This is a genomic window from Paraglaciecola sp. MB-3u-78 (assembly GCF_002835935.1).
GTDB lineage: Bacteria > Pseudomonadota > Gammaproteobacteria > Enterobacterales > Alteromonadaceae > Paraglaciecola.
Window position 1 is genome coordinate 257,023 of the sequence record NZ_PJCF01000001.1, and the last position, 25,706, is coordinate 282,728.

A 25,706-nucleotide genomic window follows, 5' to 3' on the forward strand; every position below is an offset into this window, starting at 1 on the left:
TTCCTAGATAACCTTAAATAACGACCAGGTCGCCTTGTAAGGCGCCTGCTTCTCGTAATGCTTCTAAGATAGCCATTAAATCCCCTGGTGCTGCACCGACTTCATTCACCGCCCTGACCAACTCATCTAATGTGACGCCTGGATTAAAAGTAAACATACGCGTGTCATCTAGATTCACGTCAATAATAGATTGAGTGGTTACCACTGTTTCACCATCCGCTAAAGCATTAGGCTGAGTAACAGTTTGGTTTTCAGCTATGGTGACTGTGAGTCCCCCATGAGTAATAGCGGCAGGGAGAAGCCGCACATCTTGGCCTATCACTATGGTGCCAGTGCGACTGTTGATCACGACCTTTGCCGAGGCTTTAGCTGGGGTAAATTCAAAGTTTTCTAAAGTGGCCAAAAAACCGACCCTTTCCCCAACACTTCTGGGCGCTGATACCCTGACCGATGCCGCGTCAATAGGTGTGGCAATGACATAACCTTTGTCGGGATCGGCCCCTAACCGAGCATTAATGGTATCGGCCAAAATTTTGGCAGTTGAAAAGTCAGGGTATTTTAAATTTAGTGTTAAAAAGTCACTTTCCATAAAACCACTAGGCACAGCACGCTCTACTAAGCCACCATTAGCAATACGTCCCACAGTGGGAGTATTTACCACTATTTTTGAACCATCACCACCTTCTGCGCCAAAGCCACTCACCACTAAACTACCTTGGGCTATGACATAAACATTGCCGTCCAATCCTTTTAAGAACGTTTGAATCAATGTGCCTCCTTGCAAACTGGCTGCTGCACCAATAGATGAAACGGTGACGTCAATAGATTGCCCCGGTTTAATAAAAGGAGGCAGCAGTGCATGTACTGCAACCGCGGCGACATTTTTAATTTTAGGTTTGACGTTGCTATCTAAACTGATACCAAAGTTCGATAACATGGTCCGAAAACTCTGCTCTGTGAAAGGGCTCTGTTCACCTGTTCCAGGTAAACCCACCACCAAACCATAACCCACTAATTGGTTACTTCTAACGCCCTGAACAGTGGCTAAGTCTTTTATTCTTTGGCCATAGGACATAGGCGACAACATCAAACTGATCACGATCATCAGGGTAATAAAAGATTTCATATAATTCTCCACGTTAAAACGGCCAATATTCAGATGAGAAAAAACCGCTTAACCAGCCTTCCTTTTGTGCTCTATCAAAACTCCCCGTGCCGCTATATTGAATGCGGGCATTGGCAATTTTTGTTGACTCAATTTCATTAGTCGGGCTAACGTCATCAGGACGAACCACACCTGTTAAGCGAATGTATTCGTCACCATTGTTCAAGGTTAGCCATTTTTCACCTCTAACCAGTAAGTTTTGGTTAGCCAGTACTTGGACCACTGTCACTGAAATAGCGCCAGTTAAGTTGTTACTTTGATTGGCTGAGGCATCGCCTGTAAAATCATTGCTTGCATCCATGCCTAACTGTATTGATTCATTACCAATATTGAGCGCATTGCCACCTAAGCCTAGAATGGGGTTGACCGCGACACCGGTTGCTTTTGATGTGCTGTTACTCGCTGATTTAGTGGCTCGAGTGTTTTCTTGAAGGTTGACAGTAATAATGTCACCAACACGCCTAGCTTTGACATCCGAAAAAAGGTTATTAGCCATATCAGATTGAAAAATAGAACCATTTTCGACCACTTTTTGCCGCGGCATTTCGGGCCTAATAGGTGCATAAAACGGGTCATTCGGCAAAGGTTGATGACTAACAGTCGATTGACAACCACCTAGCAACATTATACCTAGACACAGATATAATAGTTTGAGTAACGTAAGCTGCATCATCACTATTTCACTCTCATTAAAGTTGCTGAATAACTTGACCCAACATTGAGTCAACGGCTGAAATAACTTTTGAGTTCATCTCGTACAAACGCTGACTTTCAATCAAGTTAACAAGCTCTTCTGTGACATTCACATTAGAAGTTTCAAGCGCCCCTTGCAATATAGTACCAATACCCTCTAAACCAGGTACCCCCTGAATTGGGGCGCCGCTGACAGCAGTTTCAACATATAAATTCTGCCCTGTTGGTTGCAAACCGGTGGGGTTAATGAAGTCGGATAAACTAATCTGCCCTAATACTTGAGGATCTGCTTGCCCTTTGATTGAAGCAGACACTTCACCATCTTGAGAGATCGTTAATTGCTGCGCATCCTCAGGTACTGTGACCGTGGGTTGCAGCAAAAAACCAGCACCGGGCGTCACTATTTGCCCTTGATCATTAAGGGTGAATTGACCATTTCTTGTATAAGCAGTGCTACCGTCTGGCTGTAATATTTCAAAAAAACCTTTGCCTTGTACCATCATATCCAAAGAATTTTCAGTCGTAAGCATATTGCCTTGAGTGTGCGCTTTTTGTGTCGCGACCACTTTACTACCGGCGCCTAACATCAAGCCAGAAGGTAACTCTGTATCCGCTGAAGATCGGCCACCCGGTTGATTAATATTTTGATAAAGTAAATCTTCGAAAATAGCACGGTCTTTTTTGAAACCCACTGTACTGGCGTTAGCCAAGTTATTGGATATGACTGCTACATCAGTCTGAGCGGCATCTAGGCCTGTTTTACTTATCCACAATGCAGGATGCATAGATTGTCTCCTAAAATTTTGGTGGTTAGCGTATTTTGCTAACGGTTGTCATAATCAGCTGCGCCAAAACTACCTTAGATAATGCGCAACAATTGATTACCACGGGTATCTAGTTCTTTTGCTTGTTTCATCAACTTAATTTGCATTTCATAATGTCGTTGCAAATTGATCATATTGACCATTTCTTCCACAGGGTTGACATTACTGCCTTCAAGCACACCATTGCGGATACTGACCAAGGCATCTTCTTCGGCTTGTTCACCACTTTTTAATCGAAACAGACCATCTGTTCCCCGCTCCATGTCGCGTACATTTGGGTTCACTAACTTAAGACGACCTACCTCTTCCAACACTGTTTCGGGTGCACCTTGAGGTCGAACTGAAAGGGTACCGTCATTCGCTATATTGATATTGGACAAAGGAACGGGCAGAAATACTGGACCAAAATCGCCAATAACGGTATTACCGTAGGAATCTTTAAGTTCGCCGTTTGAACCTAATTCAAAACTACCGTTTCGGCTGTAAGCTTCATTGCCTTGTTCATCTTGTACTGAAAACCAACCATCACCTTGTATCGCTAAATCTAGCTCGCGGCCAGTCTGGATCATGGCTCCACCCTCAAAATTGTTAACAGCATTTTCTGTCATAGAAAATACTCGGGTAGGCAAACCTTCACCAAATGCTGGCATGGCACGGGCTTGTTCAAGCTGTGCTTTAAAGCCAGTGGTTTGTGCATTGGCTAGATTATTGGCGCGCACAGATGCACCGAGTAAATCTTGTTTGGCGCCACTGGCGGCAATGTAAAGTAGTTTATCCATGACAGAATCTTGACTTTGTTAGATTTTGATTAAGATAAATGCAAATAAGATGCCATCTAAGATTACTAAACTATGTGCGCCTCAGATATAAAAAAGGGCGGCTCGAAAGCAACCCAATAAAGACTTAAATTTCAGTATGTTATTAACGGATATTAAGTACTGTTTGATTTAACTGATTATTAATTTCCAAGGCTCTGGAGTTAGCTTGGAAGTTCCGCTGGGCAATAATTAGATCAATCAACTCAGTAGTGAGGTTAACATTTGCCTGTTCTAAGGCAGATGAGTTGATATCACCATAAGTACCTGTAGTGGCTTCACCGGCTAAGGCCTCACCGGAATCAATACTTTCTTGCCACTGCGTGTTACTTTGCTGACTTAAGCCTTGATCATTTGCAAAACGCACTAAGCCCACTCGGATAATTGGTTCAGATGTTCCATTTGAATAGGTTGCCCTTACAAGGCCGTCGCTGCCGATGTCAATACCAGTCAAGCGACCTACCGCCAAACCATCTTGCTCTAATGAAGTGACTTCAAATGCAGAGGCAAACTGAGTAGGTTCTCCGAGAGTTGTAGTTGATAAAGCATCCTGTAAGACAAAATTAGTTGTTATTGTCTGGGCACCATCAGAGCCATTAGATAATATACCGGGTCCCAATGGAGTTGATATGGCATCGCCTAATATTAACGGCGCGCCGGCTGAATCAAACATAGCTTGAAAATTACCACCGTTACTGAATTCTAGTCTGAAGGCGGGGACACCAGGAGGATTAAAAGTAGCTCCTGCTACATTTGTAGCGCCATTGGCACCATCTGCAACAGGTTGACTATCTACATAGGTTACCCCTAGCCATTCATTTTCATTACCCGGAGTATTGTCCTTAATAAAGTAGTAGGTCTGTACATGACTATCCCCCAAAGAATCGTATATGGTGACAGACGTTGCAGCATTATAGGTTGTGGTATCTTCTGGGTTGAATAAACCAGGGTTAAGTGCTCCAGCAGAAGCAGGTAAGTTCATAGTCAAACTTACTTCAGATGTCGCGGTGGGCGAGCCTGATGAATCAGGAATACTAACTGCCTCCATCGTACTTAACGCCACTGATGACGACGTGCCATCGGTATTAACTGGGAAACCTAGTAAATTGTCTCCGTTAGAATTAACCACAAAATTGTTTGAATCTAACTTAAACATTCCTGCACGAGTGTAAGAAAAATCTCGTGACTCTAATCCGGGCACGGTGGCAAAAAAACCATTGCCTGTGATGGCTAAGTCAAGTGAGTTATTAGTAAACTGCAAACTACCTTGAGAAAACTGCTGCGCCACTTCTTGAGCAATAACACCGTCACCAACCTTGGTTTTTCCACCCGCCAATAAAGATTGAGCATACACATCACCAAACTCTGCCCGAGACTCTTTAAAGCCCACTGTATTAACATTAGCAATGTTATTTGCTGTTGTATCTAAGTCTCTTTGTGCCGCTGATACGCCACTTAACGCTATATTAAAAGACATACTTTGTTTCTCCTGTTAACCGCCAATTTGAATGACATCTTTAAGTGTGACACTCACATCGCCGTCCAAATTAAGAATAATACCTTGACTACTTGCAGCCAGACTGACGCTGTCTACATGCCTGTTGATTGCTGTGGGAAGTACTACTGACTCCCCTGATACATTACCTTGTGCACGTACTACATAATTGCCAACCGGCATATTATTGCCGTTTGCATCGGTTCCATCCCAATTAAATTCAATGTTACCTGCTGCTTGTGTACCTACATTGATTGACTTGATAATTTCACCGGTTTCGTTTTCGATTGTTATTTCTAGCTCTTGAACGCTTTGGTCGGCGATAACCACACCAGACACATTCTGACCTTCTGCTGAGATATACCCGATATCACCTTGTAATAGTACTTCTTGACCAATCAAACTAGATGCTTGCAATGCTTGATTGGACGTCATAGAGGTAGCAAAATCACTAAATTTGTCGTTAAGCTGTTCTATACCATCAGCCATAGTGAAACTGGTCATTTGTGCGACCATTTGATCGTTATCAACCGGCTTAGTTGGATCTTGGTTAGCTAACTGCTCAGTCAATAACGAGAAGAAGTCTTCTTGGCTCAGTTTTTGATTACTACCATCAGCCTCTTCAACCGTTTCAGGTTGCCAATAAAGTGAACTGTTTAAGCCATTAGTTACTGTATCCACAATTGTTCCTCTATATATGACTTGCTGTTGCTATTCATTACTAGCTACCTTGACCGAGTCTTAGCACATTTCTAAAAATTCGTTTGGTGGTGTCTGCAATCTGTACATTTGTTTCATAGGCTTTAGATGCGGACATCATATTCGCCATTTCCTCGACCACATTGACATTGGGTTTATAGATATAACCATTTTCGTCTGACATAGGATGACCTGGGCTATATTCAATTTGTAACGGTTTAGCACTTTCAACGATCCCAAGCACTTTGACTCTGGAACCCACACCTTGTTGGTCAGATGCTTGACGTAATTCCGCTGCAAAAACAGGGTGCCGAGCTTTATAAGTCGCATCGTAGCTACTGCTAACACTGTTCGCATTTGCCACATTACTGGCTGTGGTATTCAAACGTACACTTTGAGCACTCATACCTGTACTGGCGATGTCCATTACGTTAAATAAGCTCATTATTACTGACCTCCACTCAAGGCTTTTTTCATGCCTTTGATTTTACCGTTAAGAAACTCCATACCGGCCTGATACCGAAGTCCATTGTCTAAGAATGTATTTCTTTCGATTTGCACATCGACCGTATTACCATCACCTGTGTCAGGTTGATTGGGGATACGGAACTGCAATTCACCAGAGCTTTGCATTGAACCTTTAATATGGTTGTCGTGGGTGCGAGTTAAATTATTACCACTGGATTGCTGTGCGCTTTTCATCGCCTTTTGAAAATCGATGTCTCTTGCCTTGTAACCAGGAGTGTTTGCATTTGCTAAGTTTCCAGCAAGCACTTCCATCCTGTCAGTTCGGACCTGCAGAGCTTTATGATGAAAACCCATCAATTTATCTAAGTTAATAGCCATGTACTTCTCCTCTATATGCCTAGTTAAAGCAAAGGCTGTGCCATCGCAACAATATTATCTAGATTAGAATAGAGGTAGTGAACTAAGGTGAGGTTTACTGAGGTTTTATAAGGTAATAAAGGCCTGGATTACATCTGACCATAGAAAATTTATCAGTCAATGCTGAGATAGATTCCGATGCGCCGAGGAATAATATGCCGTCATTTTGCAGGCAAGCGGCAATCTTTTGCAGTATTTGCTTTTTCACTTCAGGGGAGAAATAAATCAGTACATTACGACAAAAAATAATATCGAACTTACCAAGAGATGAGTAATTATCTAATAAGTTGATAGATCTAAAGTTGGTTAAGGATTTGACTTGTGATTTCAATCTCAGTTTACCGTTATCAGCAGGCTCAAAAAAATCCGCTTTGAATTGCTCTGGTAAACCACGAGAAATGGCCAACTGATCGTATTCTGCTGACCTGCATCGCTGCAACATCTCTTCGGATATATCAGTCCCAACAATCTCGACGCCAGCACGAAAGCTGTTTGCCTGGTGCTTTTTGAAGTTCAATATCGTCATAGCAATGGAGTAAGCTTCTTGACCCGACGAACAAGCAGCACTCCATACACGTAATGGTTTAGTTTTAAGGGAAAACTGGCTAAGTATTGGACTTTCAAGCAACTTAAAGGGGTAATCATCCCTAAACCATAAGGTTTCATTCGTAGTCATGGCTTCAATTGCGGCAGTTTGATGTGCTCGATTGCCTTTAATTACGGAGTCTATATAAGCATTAATAGTCAAACAATTATAACGTTTGACTAAAGGCGCCAGCCTACTGCGAACTAAATACTGCTTACTATCACCTAAAACTATGCCACAGGCTCGTTCTAAGAAATAACTAAAAGAGACATAATGATGCTCATCAAACTCTATATCCGTCACTCAATACTCTCTAACAACATATTTTTTTGCAATTCCGAAGGCAACATTTTGTTCTACGAGTTTAAACGACAACGCTCTAAGCGAGTATTACTCGTTTCCAAACCACTTTTGGACTGAGGTAGCCAATTCATCAGGGTGGAACTTGGCAATAAAATCGTCAGCCCCGACTTTTTCAATCATTGCCTGATTAAACACACCACTTAAAGACGTGTGCAAAATAACGTGAAGTTTTTTTAGCTCTGGGGTATTTCTTATCTCTGCAGTAAGTGTGTATCCGTCCATTTCAGGCATTTCGATATCAGATATCAATACCCCTACTTTGTCGGTTATATCACCTGTCTCTGCGGCAATTTCTTTTAACCTTTTTAAAGCTTCCAAACCATTTTTTGCTAATTCGATTTCTAGACCGAGTGAAGACAAGGCTTTTTTAACCTGATTTCGAGCGACAGAGGAGTCATCGGCAATAAAGATGATTTTTTCTTTTTTGTTCTCAACTTTTAAAGTACTGGCAACATCGGCACTCAAATCAGTGTTAACTGGTGAAATTTCATTTAATATTTTTTCAACATCCAAAATTTCTATTAACTCATCATCCATTTGAGTTACTGCGGTCAAGTAACTTGCACGACCACTACCTTTAGGCGGTGGCATAATAGACTGCCAGTTAGTGTTAATAATACGTTCAACCGATCCTACTAAAAATCCTTGAACCGAACTGTTGTATTCAGCAATGATAATAAAAGCGGTACTCAGGTCTTCAATCTTTTTGCCGCCAACTACCAAACTCATATCGATCACAGAAATAGTTTGTCCACGAATATGAGCAATACCCCTGACTAACTTATTTAGTCTAGGAAGGGAGGTTAATGGTGGGCACTGCAAAACTTCGCGGACTTTAAATACGTTAATACCAAATCGTTGTCTTGTATTGAGTTTAAACAACAACAACTCTAATCTGTTTTCACCAACCAACTGAGTACGTTGATTGACCGAGTTCATAATTTCAGACATGTACAACTCCAATACGAATTAAAAGCGGCGTAACTTTTGCTTATACCTTGCTTAAGTACAGTTAATCACAACCATGTTGCGAAGAACCGCAACAAATTGACACTTATACGTAACTCATTAACTAAGCATAACAATAGTAACCTAAAAGATTTCTATTCTAGCGTCTAAATATTGACGCTTTATGCTTTCGTTAATATGCCCATAGCATAGACAACTTAACAACAAGTGAACATGAATAAATTACATTATTATCAAGCATTAGCCAGACTGATCGCAATAATTCCTTGTATGTATACTGGTATAACGGCGGCAGATGAAAATAATTTAACAAAACAGCAATTGATTAGCGAAGCAGAGCAATTTGTATTAAGTCAACTTGATCCTAATAGTAGTAAAACCATCGATGTAGAAGCGATGCCCATTGACAAGCGTGTTAAAATACCAATATGCACTGCTACTTTAATTTTTTCCTCGAGTCCAGAAGCGCTTAGCCAGTCAAATGTGACGGTAAAAGCCCAGTGTAGCGACAACGACTGGTATATGTTTATGGTGGTCAAAGCTACTGAAACACAACCGGTTGTTGTTATATCTAGCGCCGTCAGCCCGGGAACCTTATTAACCACTGATAACATTCGTGTGGTGAATATGAATAAAAAACGTTTAAGAAAAAGTACGTTTGCCGATATAGAAGATGTAGTAGGAGCCAGAATAAAACGTCGGGTTTCAGCAGGTAGACCCGTTGATCCGAATAACTTATGTTTTGTGTGCAAAGGCGACAGCGTAACTATTTCTGCAGGCAACCCCAGCATGCGTGTCAAAACCAGTGGTGTCGCGCTAGAAGACGGTAGAATGGGCGAAACCATTCAAGTGAAAAATAGACGTTCAAATAAAAAGATACATGCTCGAGTTTCCAGTACAGGACAAGTAGAAATTGGTATTTAAGCATATGCGCAAACGTCGGATAATAGTTTCCATTCATTTAGTGCTGAAAATTGTTTTTTTTGCTAAAGTATTGGGGAACGTGGCCGATAAAGAAATAGAGGTTAAATTAAGGCAATGAGTATTCATTATGTCAATTAACAACATAAATAACGGTAGCCCTAAAGCGGCGGTTGATAACCAGAAACTCAGTCAGCAACAGCAGGCTTTGAATAACGGTAATGCGCAACAATCAAATGCGCAAAAAGCAGCTACGATCGGTGTTCGTCAAGACTCAGTGTCATTGACGTCATCTGCACAACAACTTAGCCAAGTTCAGAAGAAAGGTGGAGAAGCACCTGTCAATCAAGAAAAGGTCGATAGATTGAAAAAAGCGATTCAAAGTGGTGAATATCAGATAAATCCTGAATCACTTGCTCAGAAGATTTCAACATTAGAATCAGAATTATTTGGTACAAAAGCATAAAGGCAGCATAATTGATGCTGTCCTTATCTTTGATAAATATTATGTCTGAATTAAAAGAAGCCATTAAAAGTCAACATAAACTCTTACTAGAATTACAACAAATTCTTGAAACAGAACTTCACCTCATCAGTAGCAGAGATGCTGAATCACTGATCAATATGCTAAAAACGAAAGAAGCACTGCTTGATTCTGTGCAACAACAAGATACTCTTATTGCCAGCTTGTATACCAAATCGAGTCAAGAGCAAAAAGATGATGAAGAAGTGGTTAAGTTATTTAATCAAGCAAAAGAAATCGTTTCTCAATGCAAGTATCGCACTCAAATTAATCAAACAGCAGTAGAACAAGGCCAATTGCGTCTAGAACACCTACGCAACCTTTTATTAGAATCAAGAGCCAAAGAGTCCATGACTTACGATAAAAGTGGCCGTACTCGAGGTGGTAGTTCTGGTGGCGGGATCAGCGCTTAGACTTCGAGTCTTCGAGCTACGGGCTACGGGCTACGGGCTAGGGCTACGGGCTAGGGCTAGGGCTAGGGCTACGAGCAGAATAGTAAAAAGCAACTGCAAAAACCATCTACTTATTTAATACTTTTCAAATCTCTTTTGTAATCCTTAAGCTCGTCCCTCGAAGCTCGCCACTCTTAGCTGCTTCCTAATAATAATTAACTTTTTTAACGCGCTTAGGGCGTGCTGTAGACAGGTAAATATCGTTAACCAATTTAAAGTCTAATTCTAGCTCAGTGGCATAAGTATCATCCCCTACAGGATAACTCTTCACCACTTTTGCACCTCTAATCACACCTTGTACTGAACTATCTAAGCGCGTGTTTTGTATGATTAAACTTTCCAAAGACTGACCACTATCGATCTTTTGACCATATACTTGCTCAGTCAATTCTCGGTATGCATCTAGCTTGGAGGCTTTAAGTGCCATCAACATTCTACTAGACTCACTTACCCCTTTTTGATCTGAGATTGGCGCATAACCAACAGCCGAAATAACGGGATAGGTTTCAGGAGCAACGGTTTCCCACTCAACATGTTTATTGAACAAACCAGAACAGCCAGTCAAACATATACTTAACACTGCTGCAAAAGCGACATATCGGCTGCTTAGCTTATTAACACTTAGTATATTCACCATTTTCCAAACACCCTGCTATTCAATATATAAAGATCATAATACTCATTAGCAAAGCAATAACCATACCCAAAAAAATAACATTCTCATATAGGTATGATTTGTGCTTAGTTTTGTGCTTAGGTAAACATAATAGAAAATCAGTCTGAAATTTGACGATGTATTATCCCAAGATTCACTTTCCCCATGTTCATATTAGAAAGGCACGTTATGCAAGTAGGTAGAATAATACAAATAAGTGCTGTTCTGATGTTACTTATTAGCAGCCGCCCTGCACTGGCAATTTGGTTCGAAGCCACAGGTCAAGCCATTATCCAAAATGGTGAAAAGGAAGCGGCGCGCCAACAAGCGACTCAAGAAGCCATTAAACAAGCGCTGCTGTTCTCTGGTGCATCCGTAAAAAGTATCCAATCTCTTACTAATGGTTTGCTTGAAGACGACCGCCTTGAAATTCGTGCTTCAGGTGAAGTAAATAACATTGAGCTAATTGATGAAATTTACCACGACGACTATGTTACCGTTTCCATAAGAGCAGATATATTTCCACAAGAAGCTTTATGCTCAGCTTCAGACTACAAAAAAAATATTGTTACCACATGGTATAACATCAACAAACGGCAACAAGCTGCCGTCGGCAACCTTTATGATTTTGGAAAAGTGTTAGCTGAAAAGATACAAGAAGAAGCACAAAACTATTCAAAATATTCATTTATAAATCGTATTGAGCCTTACTATTTAAATCCAACAGATAAAGAAAAGAAAGCAACGGCATTTAACCTCGCAAGAAAAACGAATGCTCAATATGTGCTTTTTGGTGAAATAGAAGAATTTGCTGTAGAAACGTCAAAAGCCTCTGGATTAGCGTTTTGGAAAAGCGACCAAAGCAAGCGAAACCTTACACTGTCATTCTCGATGTATGATGGCAATTCTGGTGAAATGGTTTTCCAAGAAACACAAAATATGTCCGCAATATGGAACTTTGATCCTTACACACCTATCGACAGCAATAGTCGCCAATTATGGGACTCATCGTTTGGCTCGGCGACCGAAAAGGTCATACAATCAGTGGTGCAATCAATAGATGAATCAGTGAGCTGTTTACCGGCATTTGGTCGGGTAATAAACGTTACAGGTGAGAGCCTAAGTATTAATATTGGCAAACATAATGGCGTGAAACAAGGAGACAAATTGACCTTGTTTCAGGTTAATCAATTCTTCGATGCTCAAAACTTCCCACATCGACAATTTCAATTACATCCGGAGGAAGTGGTAGTGAGACAAGTATTTGCTGAAACTTCCGTCGTCGCTTCAGTTACTGGTGCCCCTTTGGCTAATATTCAACCAAACGATTTTGTAGCACGAAGATAAAAACATTAGAGGGTTTAAATCCCGTCTCGGCTAGTACATAATGCTCGCGCTTATCGCTAAGCACTGAACTCGTAGTCCCCGTAGTTTAATGGATAAAACAAGGCCCTCCTAAGGCTTAGATCTTGGTTCGATTCCAGGTGGGGACACCAATAGAAACACTAAGCTATTGATTTTATTAGAGTTTATTAGGTAGTTTAAAGTTTTTTACACCTTTTTTTACACTGCATAATATATCACCAGCAAATTTAGTTGTCGACATGACGTTTTTTATTACTTTCAACAATCAATGGTTGTGACTATATTGTTCAATCAAACGTAACTAACGTTTCCCAAGCGAATATGTATGGCAGCTAAAAAAGTTGATAGCATTTAGCATCCAAAAAAGACGAATAAAGCCGACTAAATTCGTTTGTAACAAGCACTATGCCCTTGCCAATAGGCTATACACTTCATTTAACACTTAGAGTCTTATATTCAGTTATTCATACGAATACGACCAGTCTCTGTAGGTTATGGGCTTTACAAACCAACCTATGCTTTTTGCTGGATACGACTAAATTTAATGTGAGACAGGAGGCTGAGTTATTAAGAGTGATTTGAGTAAGTCGCCGTGATAAAGCAGTCAGAGTGGGCCTGTAACTGGGCATGACGTTAAACTAGTTAATATTTTAATCTTTGTAGTGGTTTTCAAGCCCCTCAACCACTCGTTTAAAATTTGGCAATTCATCTAACATTTTATCAAATACTCTATCTTTTAAATTTATCATTTTTTCAATTGATAAATCTTCATAGGCACGTGCATTTTCGCCAGGTCTTCTACCAGCAGCTTTCTCTTTTTGGGCGTTAGATGCGCCAACTTCTAATAATTGCATGTCCATCACGTCTCTTAGACGATGCTGAGTAAACTTCTTAGTCTTTTGTCTTATCTCTTTAGAGTCAGTTGAATCCAAATTGAACGCTGCGTGATCTGAAAGCAGTTTACTTTTCACTGCATTAAATTCTTTGTCAAAGTTACTCACTGCCTGACCCTTAATTTTGGGACTTTCGAATACATAAATAGCATCACCGCTTTTAGTTTTTGATTTTTTGAGATCGGATGCAAGGTTTGCTTTAAATGACCTCAATAGTCGCGACAATGATGAAGGGAAAGCCAGTCGAGCTAACCTTCCATTTTTATTCAAGTGGCTTGGCACCTCAACAATATTGTCTTCTAAATTCACCTGCTGCCATCTCATATGATTTGTAGCGGACTTTCTCGTAGAAACAAAAAATTGAAGTATAAGTGACATACATAAATTGTGATCATTTCTATCGTAAGCTTGCCCAAGAAACATGTCGTAAATTTCTGCTGAGGGCATAGTTTTATCTGCCTCATCAGCATAACTTCGGTCTGACTTATTAACTAACTCTTGCACATCTATTTCAATGTTGGGAGAACCCTTGGCTAAAGAACAGGCTGCTTTAATAATTTTAACTATTTCATTTCTGTCAGATGGCATTCTTTGAGGGTTAGAAATATCAAGGTAATCTTTGGCAAATTGCTCATGACAATAAGTTGAAAGAAGTCGCTCACCTAATGCACCTGAAAAATACCGTTTTTGGTATCGTTTAATTTTAGATTGTGTAGCAATTCTTTGGTCCTCTGAATAGAATTTGAGTAATTCATTAAATGTGCGTATTTTTCGCTTTTGACCATCAAGTAGGTAACTTTTGTTGTTCCAAGGCCGTCCTCCCGCAAGACATACTCGAAAGCGTTCGTAAGCCTTCTTTATTGTCTTAACATCTGATTCTTCTATGAGTATATCGTTATTAAAGTTCATCAGATCTAAACGCTGGCCACTCGCTTTAATTCTAAATATGACGACTAATGATTTTTTATTTCTCCGTAAATATAACCCTGGATAACCTGATATTGCTTTTGTCCCATCATTGTAATGGCAAAGGTAGTCCACTGTTAGTAAATCCTTTTTTCTCTCTGATACTTCATTTAGAGAGGGCATTGCTACTGCGGGCAAGTCTACAACTGGGCTAGGTTCTACATTCGAAGGTAATGTATGGAGATCAGCACCACTTTTTATAGTCTTAGGTTTAACTAGTTCATACTCACTCGAATTACTGGCAATGGCTAACCTAGTGTTCTTTGATAAATTTATTTTATTCTGCGATATTTGAGCACTCATACTTTCCATAAATTTCGATGGCGCATCAGGGTGAAAGTAGGCATTGTCTGAAGCCAGAGCTTTGTAGCCCTGTAAATGCCCTGCGTCTAGCAATGCTAGAATTTCAGCCTCAGGAAGCCCTAACAGATGATGCATCTGTTGGACATCAAGAAACCTAGTATTTACGCAGATGTTCAAGGGCTTAATTTCTCTTAGTAGAAACAGTTCAAATGAGCCGCAGGGCGACAATTCGATATTAAGTTAAACTAAAAAAAAACATAAAAAAACATCATGATTTGCGCTTTTAGAAAAAGAGTTTTTTCGCCCCTCATAAAGTAATGATAAATAGTGGTATTTTTTTAAAAAAATAATTTTAATAAATGCAGTTTTCAAAAATCCACAAAGAACATTCCGGCGATAATTAATACAATTCACTGAGAGCAAGGCTATTCAATCAATAAATTGAAATAAAAGTGTCGTTAATATTTCTGTCCTAATTCAGTTGACCTCAATTCATAGCTAAGCTTGGGGACGTGAGAATTATTAACTTTCAGGCTCTATCGTGGGTAACTAAGGAACTTGAATTTCAAATATGATGGAGAATTGCATGGAGAGTTTGACGTTGCCGTCGAGTATTTCTGACTTGCTGGAAGATGGATAAACTAAGTTAGACATCATAAAATTACGGACTTCACCTTGCAGAATGATTGTGTCAATTAGTGAATAATCACTTTTTGACACACAAAAACAGCCAACGTACACTGGACTAACATATCAACTATAAGGTTCAAGAATGCAACTCTCACTAGAAAGCTATATAAACACTAATTTTGGTGGTAACAAATCTGCGTTTGCTCGACATATGCAGATAAACAGTCAGCAGGTTAGTAAATGGATTAAGAAAGATTGGATTGTAAATGAAAATACATTGTATTCTCCGAAGCGAGATATACCTCACTTTCTTATTGCGTTTAATGGTTTTGAGTCAACCTATCGATTCCCGCTTTACATAAAAGAAGACATAAGAAATGCTTGGATTGTTTTAAACATTCACAATGGAGCCGTCTACGCAGAAGATGGTCATTGTGAGATGTGGGATTCGGCCCCTAAATTAAAGCTGTACTTTGGTGTCTGCAAGGAATTGACCAACAAAGAGGTTCACAAAGTTATTGACGATCATTTACCAGTGTTTCAAGCAATTCTGAGCGGTAGTAGTATTGAAAATGTAAACGGAACTCTCTATGGCAGATTTACAAAAGATGCAGAAAGTTGGATGCATGAACTTGATGAAGATTTACTTCAAGTAGAAAGTGACGAATCACCCTATATTATTGATCACGTAGATGATTACCTTGAAAATGATCCGTTAGGCGAAGTGTTCAACGCCAGTTGTATTGAAGACGTGACCAAGCATATTGTGCTGAAAGTGGAAGAAAGCGGTTGCGAAATGTCAGATCTTTTGAGCGTATATTTGGAAAGCAGCATAATGGAATACTATGAATATTTATCTCAAAACGATGAAATATGTGAGGACATGCCTAGATGGTTTCTAGAATTAGTGGAGTAGATGTAGGTGCTTTTGGCAATAGCTCTACACATCGCTCGATTCAGTTTTAAGTGTTTTGTAGTCCTCTTAACTGAAGTAGCTCAGATTTGACTTGAACTTTTATTTTTCATGTCTTTCGACATACCTCTATTATCTCGATAGAGGTACTCAATAAATCGAAAAAAAGTCCCTTCAATTTTTCTACCATTTGAGTCTAAAATTCCACCTAAATGCAAAGGGTTATTTCCGCCAAAAAAGGGGTTGGGTAAGTTGGTGTTGAAGTTTTCAGATCCAGCGTGAGAATTTTCGAAGTTGGTTAACCATGTTGTCCATTTTTGAGCATCGGCATTATTAAGTGCAACTCATGAATTGCCGAGATTAGCCTTACAGATCGTCTAATTATTTTACATGCTTCTCCACTTTGCTCAGGCATGAACTAAACTGTATATGAAAATAAACAGTTTAAGGGAGTTCGAACATGAACACGCCAGAAGCCAGTTTTTTAACGTGGCAACAGCAATTCAGAACGAATAAAGATTGTCTCCAGTATCTGAAGGAAATGAAGTGGCCTAATGGGTTTATGTGTCCTCAATGTGGTCACGACAATGGGATTGACCTTCACTGCCGAGAATTAACCGAATGCAGCCATTGTCATAAGCAAACATCGGTGATGTCAGGTACTTTATTTCATGGTAGTCATCTACCGTTACTCAAATGGTTTTGGGCACTGTATTTTATAGGCTCAGACAAAGGCAGTATTTCAGCGTTAAGGCTAAGCAAGCTTATTGAAGTGAATTGGAAGACTGCTCGGCTTATGTTAACGAAAGTGAGAGCGGCTATGGGACACAGGGATAGCCTCTACCGATTGTCGGGCACAATAGAGTTAGATGATGCCTTTGTTGGCGGTAAGCACAAAGGCAAGCGTGGTCGTGGAGCAGAAGGGAAAACCCCCATTATCATAGCATGTGAAAACAAGCATAAAAAGGCAGGGTTTATCGCAATGAAAGCGGTTAAAAATGTGAATTTTAAAACAGTAAAAGAATTTGTATCACATCACCTTTTAGCTAATCAGCATGTCAGAACGGATGCTTATCCTGCGTTAAATATTATAGATAAAACACAGCAACATGAGCCAAGAGTCACGCCAAGTGAAAAGGTAGACGAATGGTTGCCTTGGGTTCATATCGCGATAGGTAATTTGAAAACGTTTTTGTTGGGCACGTTTCATGGCGTTACGGGTAATTACTTACAAGAATACTTGAATGAGTTTTGTTATCGGTATAATCGCCGTTTTGTGGAAAAACAAATACCTAATCGATTGTTAAACTTGGCAATTATTCATACTCCTTTAAAATCAACCTGAGTTAAATGGAGAAGCATGTTATTTTATTTTCAATCATTCGGATGTTTCACCAATAAAACTCTACATACCACTATTCACATTGCCTTATATCGAATAAACATATTTATTAAAGATGGTTAACAAGGGTTAGTAGCTCATTTTTAATATCTGTAGATGACTGACTTAAATCTACTGTATAAAATCGTAATTTGTGTCCTTGGATCATTACCGACTCTCTATGTTTTACACCCATAGATGGGTGTAAAAGCATCCCCTCGGTCTTTATAGACAGGGGATCAGATAATTGCTCCTGTGAACGCAGGTACGCAAACAGTTGATATATATAATCACTTTTATAGGACTCACCACCAAACTGGGCATTTTTTGTAATTGAAGTGAATTTTGTATCAATAATGACGCGACGCGACAAAGACAGATTCTCAAGCAAGATATCAAGTTTCATTCCAGGCATTAAATTAGCAATATTGCTTGTCATATCGTTCATCTGCCATGAAAGCTTTTTACCGGCTTTTACTGTCCACTGTGCATCTAGGTTTAGTGAATAGAATCCATAAACTGCTTTTTCGAAAAGCCTGCGCACCCAGTGGTCCTGTTTATCAGGACTGGGTAACCATTGATTACCAACTGATTCATTCATCAAAGCTAAATTGAGCATAAGCTCAGCCGTTGCAATAACTTTTTTGTCTTCAAGCTCATGGCGTGAAAACCTATCGTCTAGTGGCCTATATGCACAAAAGTGCCCAACGGTTACCCCCTGCCCTACATAGTCCTCAAGTAACTTTTTAGCTTTGTTCTTTAAAATTGGACTTCGAACTACTTTTAGACTTTTGCTAAGTGCAAAAGCTACATATTGATTACGAGGAGTATTTATCGAAAGCTCTTCAAACCTACATGCAACTTTGCCTTGTAATAAAAGACTTTTCCTAGTGGTTTCGAGTGTGTTAATTCGGCCTCTCACACGAGTTAAGTGCGCCTGAGTTTGCCGATAACCGTTAGATAATTGTCGTTTTAAACGGTGTAAAACCTGATTACACAAAACATCTGCAACCATATCTGCCAAGTGTTCATCTATGTCTTCGCTACCCACATATGCTTGCGCCTGATAACGAAATTCAGACGCATACAACATGAGTAACCAAAGGTTTTGAAGCGGGATACCCTGACAGTTGTTTTCGGCTAACAAAGCCATGATTTACATCACTCCCGTCATTTCTTGAATATGTTTGTTAGCAGTATCAAGGTCGTCATACCAATATTCATGAAGTAATGGGGCTATTTCAGTTTGCAGCACTTGTTGATACCACTTTTTCTCATCCGCAACCTCATGTCCTTTAGCTGGCGTAAAAAAGCTATGCCCAATCTGGAATTGAGGTCCTAACCTACTATCATCAGCAATTGCCATATTTAACTTATTCATTTGTGTTTGAATAATGTTTAATGACTCCGAGCTAATTGATTTTTGATCCCTAACCCAATTTCGCCAGTTCTCACCGTATAGAGGCTTTAAATTCACAAAAGCAAATCGGCGACGTAAGGCCAAGTCAACTAATGCTAAAGATCTATCAGCAACATTCATGGTGCCAATGACGTAAAGGTTACTCGGAATATAAACAGGCTCATCGTCTTCTGTTGTATAAGACAATTGCAAGGCTTCTTCGGGAGTACGTTTATCGGCTTCAAGTAAAGTCAGCATTTCGCCAAATATTTGGGCTGGATTCCCACGGTTAATTTCTTCAATAACGACTACAAACTTTTTAGCCGGATATTTTTGTGCTAAATGCACCCATTCAAGAAAAGGCCCGTCACATAAAGTTAACTGCCCATTTCCTGATGGTCGCCAACCTCTAATGAAATCTTCATAAGCTAAGTTAGGATGAAACTGAACCGCTTTGATTTGCGAAGGTTGCTTTTCACCTATTAATGCCATTGCAAGTCGCTTGGCAAGCCAAGTTTTGCCAGTGCCTGGTGGGCCTTGCAAAATCATGTTTTTCTTATCGCGTAAGCTACGCAAAATGCTGTCTAAATCGGCAACATCTATAAAGCAACCATCGGCTTTTATATTTGAAAGGTCGTATGCTTCAATGCGTTTTTCAGCAACGATAACTTCTGGCTCATCTTCATTAGTATCATCGTAATACCCTAACCACTTGTATTGCCCAGCACTTATAAATTCTAGTTCACCCTCATCCCTTAATTGCTGGGTGGTGCTATCAATAGACATATCTGGAGTGCTGTTGTCAGGAAACAACGTAGTAAATTCTTCTAAATAATTATCTTGGAATGCTTTACGTGAAAAGTCAGGACTTTGTTGTCTAAAGCACAAATCACGAATCCGCTCTAATACCAATGCTTTCCACGAGTTTGTGTTTGTGGCTTTTTTCGCTTTTTTGACATCATTTGAAAATGCATTTAACGATAGCTCAGGAAATGAATGCACAGGAAAAGTATCTTCACTAAAACGGATTACCAAATTTTCACGTACAGTTAGATACTCGTCTCCTGTGCAGGTTTTCTTTGGACCAGTACATTCAGGCTTACAAGACAATTTTCCTAAATATTCCATAGACTGCGTTTCTAACGTAGGGAAAAACCATGGACGAATCCAAAACAAGCCCATTGTAATATTCCACCTAATCCCTTTTTGAGACGCTACGGCATTGTAAGCGCTGCAAAATACTTCAACATTCACACCTTCTTTATCATCTGCAAAATCCAGTGCAACCTTAAACAGTCGCCAAAGATTCTCTATATCATGCTCTCCTCTTCCATTGTCCTTACCCCAAAAGAACCATGACTTTTGATTGTTTAGCAATGGAATTGCTTCAAAGGTTTCAGGAATAGCCACTTTAATATCGAAAAACTCTGCCATATCGGTTGCAATTAACCGCCTATTTTCGGCTGTTTGAGAGCGGTTAAAAATTCCCATTAAAGTGAAAGGGTCTAATTCATCTAGCTCTTTGCCTTGCAAATAAGACAAATTATGTTTGTCAGCTAACTCTTTAACAAAGTTGACCAAGCTTTCCTGCTTATGCTCAAAATCAACAATTTTGGTCGCCATAGCTTCGTAAAAAGCGGTCCATTTAAATCGAATATCGTCTTCTGGAATATCACCAAAACGATCGAGCCAAAATGGTGCGTTACGAAACTTATCAATATTTTGCTCTTTACCTTCAAACGCAAAAGCAATTAGATTATCTGTTTTCCAATCGCCAGGCTGAATATGCCAGATGGTTTTCATATTAGTATAAAAATACCACTCACGTGGTTCGCTGAAAGGTGCTTGCCAATCAATATCCAATCGTTTTCCGTTTTTATAGTTTTTACGGACACAACCTATGACTTTAATTGCCATAGTCGAAACAACATTTCCACGGGTATTAAATGGCACACCAGATTTACGGGTATATGCAGCTTTTATTGCAATTAAGTCACCAGATTTAATTGAGTTAACCTGTTCAACGTATTTATCGTCGTACCCGTTTTCCCAAATTCCTTGCTCAACAAATCGCTGAGTCTGGTCTTCATCATTCCAGCTAGCCCCTACAAACCAATATGACTGTATTGTTTCCATTAATGTATCTCCATGTCGTTGAGTCTTGTTAATCATTAGCCATTATTTCTGGCTAGACTTACTACCCATATTTTTATAATTGATGACAATATTTCTAGTGCATTTACTATGTTATTAAATCAGGCAAACAATCTTTGTGGCGGCGTTGAATGCGAGTAATGTCTTTAGTAATCGCTGGATTACCTGTAAGTATTGCAGCCATCATTGCGGTCATGGTTAATAAGCCGTTGGAAGATTTAATGATTTGCTCAATGAGTTGAATTGGGTAGCCACTACCGTGGCGTTGCATCGCGTGAATACCGCCATGCACATAAGAATTTAGGCCTTTCCACTGCACATCTCTAAATTCTTTAAACATTAAAACAGCTTGTTCTGGTGCTTTACCCTCTAGTGCTTTGATCATTTCAGCATTATTAGGTTTTTGATCAGCGGATTGGGAGAGTTCACTTAAGGTAGAAAACGTATTTTCTATCTTTTTATCGCTTGCTGCATAAAACAACCACACAGCCCTAGTTAATGATTCAAACTGAGAGCGCATAAGACATATAGCCGAAGTGTAGTTTCCACACATCACTAATTGGCGCAGACTGATTGCATGTTCATGTGCAACCAAGCACATAATCCAACATGAAGTAACTCGCTTACTTTCTTCAGCAGGTCCATATTCAAATATTCGGCTAAATTCGCTATTCAGCCCTTCCGATTTTTCTAATAGTTCATCCATAATATTGATCTATTCACATTTTTGGGTGACTTGGCAATCAAGTATTTACCTATGTCATTTTTACTGATGTCCCAATAAATTCTAAAAACTATTGGATTACCTACCTGCTGGTTTCGTCTTTACAGATTTGTTACTCCGATAATTTGCACCTAAATCTCTGAAATCAAACATATTCATTTTAAAACTAGAAATGGAGACTTGCTGTGCGCCATGAACATGAGTAATTAGCTTTTCGTGTCTCTCTTTGTAAGGAGCTTTTGCCACAGAACCACCAAACTCACCAGTGTTAACCAAAACAATATGCTGAAACATATGATAAAAAAGCGAGTCCACCATAGAATCAAATGTACTTACATCCATATTTAAAGAAGGAATCAAGTAGGCATTTGATTTACCCTTTAAATCAGCGTTCAATTTTATATCTGTTGAGTCGTAACATATAGAACCGGTTAATCGAAATCCTTGTTCATTTTCAAATGCAGGATGTACTAACTCTATGAACAATTGATAAGGCCGCCATGGTTTTATATGACCAGCCTCATCTTTCATCATATGTTCTTTACCTTGTAGGCGTTCAATAAAAGACCTTCCACTATGCTTTTTATTAGGAATTATCCACTTAGCGACATTATTAGGACCATCAATGTTAGGTAAATGAGTAAAGTTTATACCTGTAAATATTATTGCCCCAGTTTTATCTGAGAGCGTTTTAAGGATATGTATATCCCTAGAATTTACGGCTAACTCAGGCCAAATAATAAGATCTATCTTACCTTCCCTTTTAGACTCTACCGATTCATGGCTATATTTTTTATGGAGTATAAGTTCAGCAACAGAAGCAATATGTCGACTGTGTTTAGCTAAATATGCAGGCGTATCAAGCATCAAACCATGCTCTATAAAATCAGCTTTCTGTGGTAATAACGACTGCACCATTATTACATCTAAGTCTCGCTTGTCTTTTTTCCAACCCAAACTTACTTTTTCTATATATCCAGGAATTCCTGACAGATGACAAAACAGTTCTTTCTGACTTTCAACTCGCTTTTCAATCAACTGTTTTAAAGATTTTAAATTCCAAATTTCAGGCCAATTTTCTTCGTATGAATGAGGCTCTAAACCAGGCCATTGGAGCAAATGGAATAACAAACTTGAAAGCCAACTGCTCATTGCAGCAATGTCACCATTCATAGCTTCGGGTGAATGCATCAGGCCAAATTGACGCTTAACAAACCCCGATGAAACACCTACATATTTCGTTTTATTGTTCGGCTTAACATTAGATTCTGTCCAATCAACTGATCCAACAAGGCAGGAGCGCACAAACATTCCAACATGGTACAAAGGTCGATGTTCATCGTTTATCCATGAAGGAGCACTAAAAAGAGGTGAAGCATCAGCCTTCAATTGAATATCTATATCCACTGCCAAAGTTTGAATATTATCCCAGTCACTGCAAGCTAAAGTGCTTTCACTTAAATCTACAGGCGATGCAAAGTCATAATCAATTGTATTCAAGCATTTAGCCAGTAAAGCTAGAATCGCATTTTCGTGAGCTAATGGATTGTCCGGTCTTTTAATTACACCTAGTAGTGGATAAGCAGTATTTTTTCTACTTAAATCCCCTGCTACTGCGTTTAGATAAAATCCACCTTTATTAATAATTGCAGTTGATTGTTTTTGCCAATTTAACCCGCTACTTCGTGAATACGTTACAATTTTTTCGAACAGTTCTCTTGATTCGACAGCTAAGTTAATAAGCAGCTCATCCATATTCAGTCGAGACAATCCTTTAGTAGATTTCATATTAGCAACTTTACTAAAACTACTTACTTTCTTACTGACTTTCTCAAGAAAACTTGAAACCGCTCGAACAACTAAATTTTGGTCATGTGCTAACTGATAGGCCAACATCACAGAACTGACAAACTCAAGCACCGTCATATCATTTGCGATGACCCTATAACCTTTCATAAATTTGGTCAAAACATTGAAACTTTTATCTTCTTCTGATTCGTATGACAACGGTGAATCATTTCTGACCAGTAAAAAAAATCTAGCTTGCTGTTTGGTATTCAATGAGTAACAACTTTCATTTTCGAGAATTTCTACTGCTAAACATTGCAAAAACTCGAAGTACCCCGCTGTATCCAAGCGAACAGGAAAGGCCCATTCTTCTTTTCTATGGATAATGGTCGCACTATGCCTAAAAATTTCACACAAAAAATACTCTGCCAAATATTTTTGCCTATCGTCATCTCGATTATGGATTAATCGAATTTGAGATACGATTGAATCAACAATTTTAACATCAGGAAATAACTCTAAACCTTTTTTAAGTAATAAAGTCAGAGAGGGATCTTTAGACCAACATGCTATAAACTTTCGGGCCATCCGCTCTTGTATATAATCCCAATTTCCAGCAATTGCTTTGCCTGAGCCGTCTAATTCATGCGCATAGAAGCTCCTTTTTTGCCTTAATAACTTGTGAATTTTATTAGCCGCAAAACGAACTATAGTGTCTTCTCTAACATCATGATTAGGCGCTTCAACAAGGTATAATGGATTATTGCCTTCAGTATTTTCGGAACTGGAACGAAGGTAATCAGATAAATTAATTAAGCCTTCAAGATGACCAAGCTGCTCATCTATTTCCCTGTTTGAAATAGGGCCACTAACTTTTCCTTGAATAGCTTTTAATTTTGTTGATTTACCGCTACTTTTTGTACGGAATACTTCAACTTTAGTCTTACTATCATTAACTTCTAAATTGAGGCCTGCAATATGATCATTAACATATTTCTCGATTTCCGCCTTTAATTCAGTTTTTGATTTGGTCGATACAACAATCAGACGCATATCGTCAACATAGCGACAATAATCAACTAATCGGCAATTCTCTAAAATATCCGTACCAATGGCAGTGGCAAGATTTAAATCAAAATCCAACATATAAACGTTTGCTAAAAAACCACCTGCAACTAAACCTTGAGGAATGCCTAAAGGGATATCTTCATCACCTTTCATGTAAACTTTTTTGTAAAGTGTCTTGCTTTCAGCCTCCCATTTCCACTTTTCAAACTGTTCTAACAAATAATTGATAGATGGGTTTTGGTTTTCATCGTAATCATCAAATAATTCGACAATTTTTCGAGTCAAGGCATCTCGTTTGATTCGATCAAAAAAACGGCTTAAATCTAAATGAATTTCGTATACTATTTCTGAACTTACTTTTTCTTGTAGCGCCAAAAAGCCGAAATGCGATGGTCGCTCTAAAAACCTCTGATAATCAGTAAAATACTTACTGTAAACAGTGCTGTTACCCCAAGAAAATTTAGCTTCGTCATCTTCGTAACGACAAAAAAGACGATTGCCATAACTAACAACTTTTTTACTGTGAACGAGTTCAAACTCTGTTGAACTATCACCTTGCAACGTTTCAACTTTATTAGCTGTGCACATCATCAACGTAGTAAAATATGTTTGTTCTTTGATTGGTACATGGGCCAATGGGCGAAGAGGTGGAACTATTCTAAGTGGCTGCTGTTTATTATCATCAGTTGCGTTATTCTTGCCTGAAATTACAGGTTGCCAGCTTTGATTTAGTCCTTCCAAAGCATCAACACTGAACTCCCAATCTAAAATACTTGTATCCCTATGTGGAAATTTAGAGACATCAATAAATTCCCAATCCGTCGATTTCGGTGCTGGTACAAGACGCAAATCTGTAAGGCTATAACCTTTTGCAATTAACTCATTACTCCAAGAATCAAGGTTACTTCTGAGAGATAAAGTTGATTTGTCGAGTTCGAAAGTATCGGCATACCAATTAGTAGAACGAATATACTGTTGAGACTTTTTCCAAGCCTGAGCCAATACTACAGAATCTGATAAGTAATCATCAGTTAATTTTAATTCGCGATACTTGTTATCAAGTAAACCCATTTTATT

At 39.1% G+C, this 25,706-nt stretch carries 22 protein-coding genes and 1 tRNA gene; 7 read left to right on the forward strand and 16 right to left on the reverse strand.

Features of this window, described 5'->3' with window-relative positions; all coding sequences use genetic code 11:
• Positions 1–13 precede the first annotated feature (13 nt).
• The 10 genes from CXF95_RS01190 to CXF95_RS01235 form a co-directional block, all read right to left on the reverse strand.
• Positions 14–1,126, reverse strand: a complete 1,113-nt coding sequence (locus CXF95_RS01190; protein ID WP_101197005.1) for a flagellar basal body P-ring protein FlgI — start codon at positions 1,124–1,126, stop codon at positions 14–16.
• 13 nt (positions 1,127–1,139) lie between these two features.
• Positions 1,140–1,838 carry a flagellar basal body L-ring protein FlgH gene (flgH, locus tag CXF95_RS01195; protein ID WP_369809261.1) on the reverse strand — a complete coding sequence of 233 codons (699 nt, stop codon included), beginning with the start codon at positions 1,836–1,838 and terminating at the stop codon, positions 1,140–1,142.
• A gap of 16 nt (positions 1,839–1,854) precedes the next feature.
• A complete protein-coding gene (gene flgG / locus CXF95_RS01200) occupies positions 1,855–2,643 on the reverse strand; it encodes a flagellar basal-body rod protein FlgG (protein ID WP_101197006.1) in 789 nt (262 codons plus the stop codon).
• A gap of 74 nt (positions 2,644–2,717) precedes the next feature.
• Positions 2,718–3,461, reverse strand: a complete 744-nt coding sequence (locus CXF95_RS01205; RefSeq protein ID WP_101197007.1) for a flagellar basal body rod protein FlgF — start codon at positions 3,459–3,461, stop codon at positions 2,718–2,720.
• A 142-nt stretch (positions 3,462–3,603) separates the two neighbouring features.
• Entirely contained in the window at positions 3,604–4,974 is a 1,371-nt protein-coding gene (gene flgE, locus CXF95_RS01210) for a flagellar hook protein FlgE (RefSeq protein ID WP_101197008.1), read from the reverse strand.
• Positions 4,975–4,989: 15 nt separating this feature from the next.
• The gene (locus tag CXF95_RS01215) at positions 4,990–5,673 is read right to left on the reverse strand and encodes a flagellar hook assembly protein FlgD (RefSeq protein WP_101197009.1); all 684 of its coding nucleotides are present in this window, start codon (positions 5,671–5,673) and stop codon (positions 4,990–4,992) included.
• A 40-nt stretch (positions 5,674–5,713) separates the two neighbouring features.
• Positions 5,714–6,136 carry a flagellar basal body rod protein FlgC gene (gene flgC / locus CXF95_RS01220; protein WP_101197010.1) on the reverse strand — a complete coding sequence of 141 codons (423 nt, stop codon included), beginning with the start codon at positions 6,134–6,136 and terminating at the stop codon, positions 5,714–5,716.
• Positions 6,137–6,138: 2 nt separating this feature from the next.
• The gene (gene flgB, locus CXF95_RS01225; protein ID WP_101197011.1) at positions 6,139–6,537 is read right to left on the reverse strand and encodes a flagellar basal body rod protein FlgB; all 399 of its coding nucleotides are present in this window, start codon (positions 6,535–6,537) and stop codon (positions 6,139–6,141) included.
• Between the two features lie 94 nt (positions 6,538–6,631).
• A complete protein-coding gene (locus tag CXF95_RS01230; protein WP_101197012.1) occupies positions 6,632–7,465 on the reverse strand; it encodes a protein-glutamate O-methyltransferase CheR in 834 nt (277 codons plus the stop codon).
• A gap of 87 nt (positions 7,466–7,552) precedes the next feature.
• Complete coding sequence (locus tag CXF95_RS01235; protein ID WP_101197013.1) at positions 7,553–8,476, reverse strand: chemotaxis protein CheV; 924 nt, start codon at positions 8,474–8,476, stop codon at positions 7,553–7,555.
• 231 nt (positions 8,477–8,707) lie between these two features.
• Here CXF95_RS01235 and flgA point away from each other — a divergent pair, with 231 nt between their 5' ends.
• From flgA to flgN, 3 genes are all read left to right on the forward strand, one after another.
• Positions 8,708–9,418, forward strand: a complete 711-nt coding sequence (gene flgA / locus CXF95_RS01240) for a flagellar basal body P-ring formation chaperone FlgA (protein ID WP_101197014.1) — start codon at positions 8,708–8,710, stop codon at positions 9,416–9,418.
• A 127-nt stretch (positions 9,419–9,545) separates the two neighbouring features.
• A complete protein-coding gene (gene flgM, locus CXF95_RS01245; RefSeq protein ID WP_101197015.1) occupies positions 9,546–9,881 on the forward strand; it encodes a flagellar biosynthesis anti-sigma factor FlgM in 336 nt (111 codons plus the stop codon).
• Positions 9,882–9,922: 41 nt separating this feature from the next.
• A complete protein-coding gene (gene flgN / locus CXF95_RS01250; RefSeq protein WP_101197135.1) occupies positions 9,923–10,351 on the forward strand; it encodes a flagellar export chaperone FlgN in 429 nt (142 codons plus the stop codon).
• A gap of 184 nt (positions 10,352–10,535) precedes the next feature.
• On the opposite strand, the gene CXF95_RS01255 is transcribed toward flgN, so the two are convergent.
• Complete coding sequence (locus tag CXF95_RS01255) at positions 10,536–11,027, reverse strand: LPP20 family lipoprotein (RefSeq protein WP_198556458.1); 492 nt, start codon at positions 11,025–11,027, stop codon at positions 10,536–10,538.
• A gap of 207 nt (positions 11,028–11,234) precedes the next feature.
• On the opposite strand from CXF95_RS01255, the gene CXF95_RS01260 reads away from it, so the two are divergent.
• Together CXF95_RS01260 and CXF95_RS01265 are read left to right on the forward strand one after the other, a co-directional pair.
• Positions 11,235–12,392, forward strand: coding sequence for a flagellar assembly protein FlgT (locus tag CXF95_RS01260; protein WP_232787560.1), 1,158 nt, complete (start codon positions 11,235–11,237; stop codon positions 12,390–12,392).
• A 74-nt stretch (positions 12,393–12,466) separates the two neighbouring features.
• A tRNA-Arg gene (locus CXF95_RS01265) sits at positions 12,467–12,541 on the forward strand.
• A 519-nt stretch (positions 12,542–13,060) separates the two neighbouring features.
• On the opposite strand, the gene CXF95_RS01270 is transcribed toward CXF95_RS01265, so the two are convergent.
• Complete coding sequence (locus tag CXF95_RS01270; protein ID WP_157828027.1) at positions 13,061–14,572, reverse strand: hypothetical protein; 1,512 nt, start codon at positions 14,570–14,572, stop codon at positions 13,061–13,063.
• Positions 14,573–15,344: 772 nt separating this feature from the next.
• On the opposite strand from CXF95_RS01270, the gene CXF95_RS01275 reads away from it, so the two are divergent.
• Positions 15,345–16,118, forward strand: coding sequence for a hypothetical protein (locus CXF95_RS01275; protein WP_101197017.1), 774 nt, complete (start codon positions 15,345–15,347; stop codon positions 16,116–16,118).
• 457 nt (positions 16,119–16,575) lie between these two features.
• On the forward strand, positions 16,576–17,460 hold the full coding sequence (locus CXF95_RS01280; protein WP_101197018.1) for an IS1595 family transposase: 885 nt from the start codon (positions 16,576–16,578) through the stop codon (positions 17,458–17,460).
• A gap of 106 nt (positions 17,461–17,566) precedes the next feature.
• Here CXF95_RS01280 and CXF95_RS01285 read toward each other — a convergent pair whose 3' ends face one another.
• The 4 genes from CXF95_RS01285 to CXF95_RS01300 form a co-directional block, all read right to left on the reverse strand.
• Positions 17,567–18,649 (reverse strand): hypothetical protein, encoded by a 1,083-nt coding sequence (locus CXF95_RS01285; protein ID WP_101197019.1) that lies wholly within the window; start codon positions 18,647–18,649, stop codon positions 17,567–17,569.
• 3 nt (positions 18,650–18,652) lie between these two features.
• Positions 18,653–21,031 carry an McrB family protein gene (locus tag CXF95_RS01290; RefSeq protein ID WP_232787561.1) on the reverse strand — a complete coding sequence of 793 codons (2,379 nt, stop codon included), beginning with the start codon at positions 21,029–21,031 and terminating at the stop codon, positions 18,653–18,655.
• A 106-nt stretch (positions 21,032–21,137) separates the two neighbouring features.
• On the reverse strand, positions 21,138–21,755 hold the full coding sequence (locus CXF95_RS01295; RefSeq protein WP_101197020.1) for a hypothetical protein: 618 nt from the start codon (positions 21,753–21,755) through the stop codon (positions 21,138–21,140).
• Positions 21,756–21,851: 96 nt separating this feature from the next.
• Positions 21,852–25,700 carry an RNA-directed DNA polymerase gene (locus CXF95_RS01300; protein ID WP_101197021.1) on the reverse strand — a complete coding sequence of 1,283 codons (3,849 nt, stop codon included), beginning with the start codon at positions 25,698–25,700 and terminating at the stop codon, positions 21,852–21,854.
• Positions 25,701–25,706: the final 6 nt, after the last annotated feature.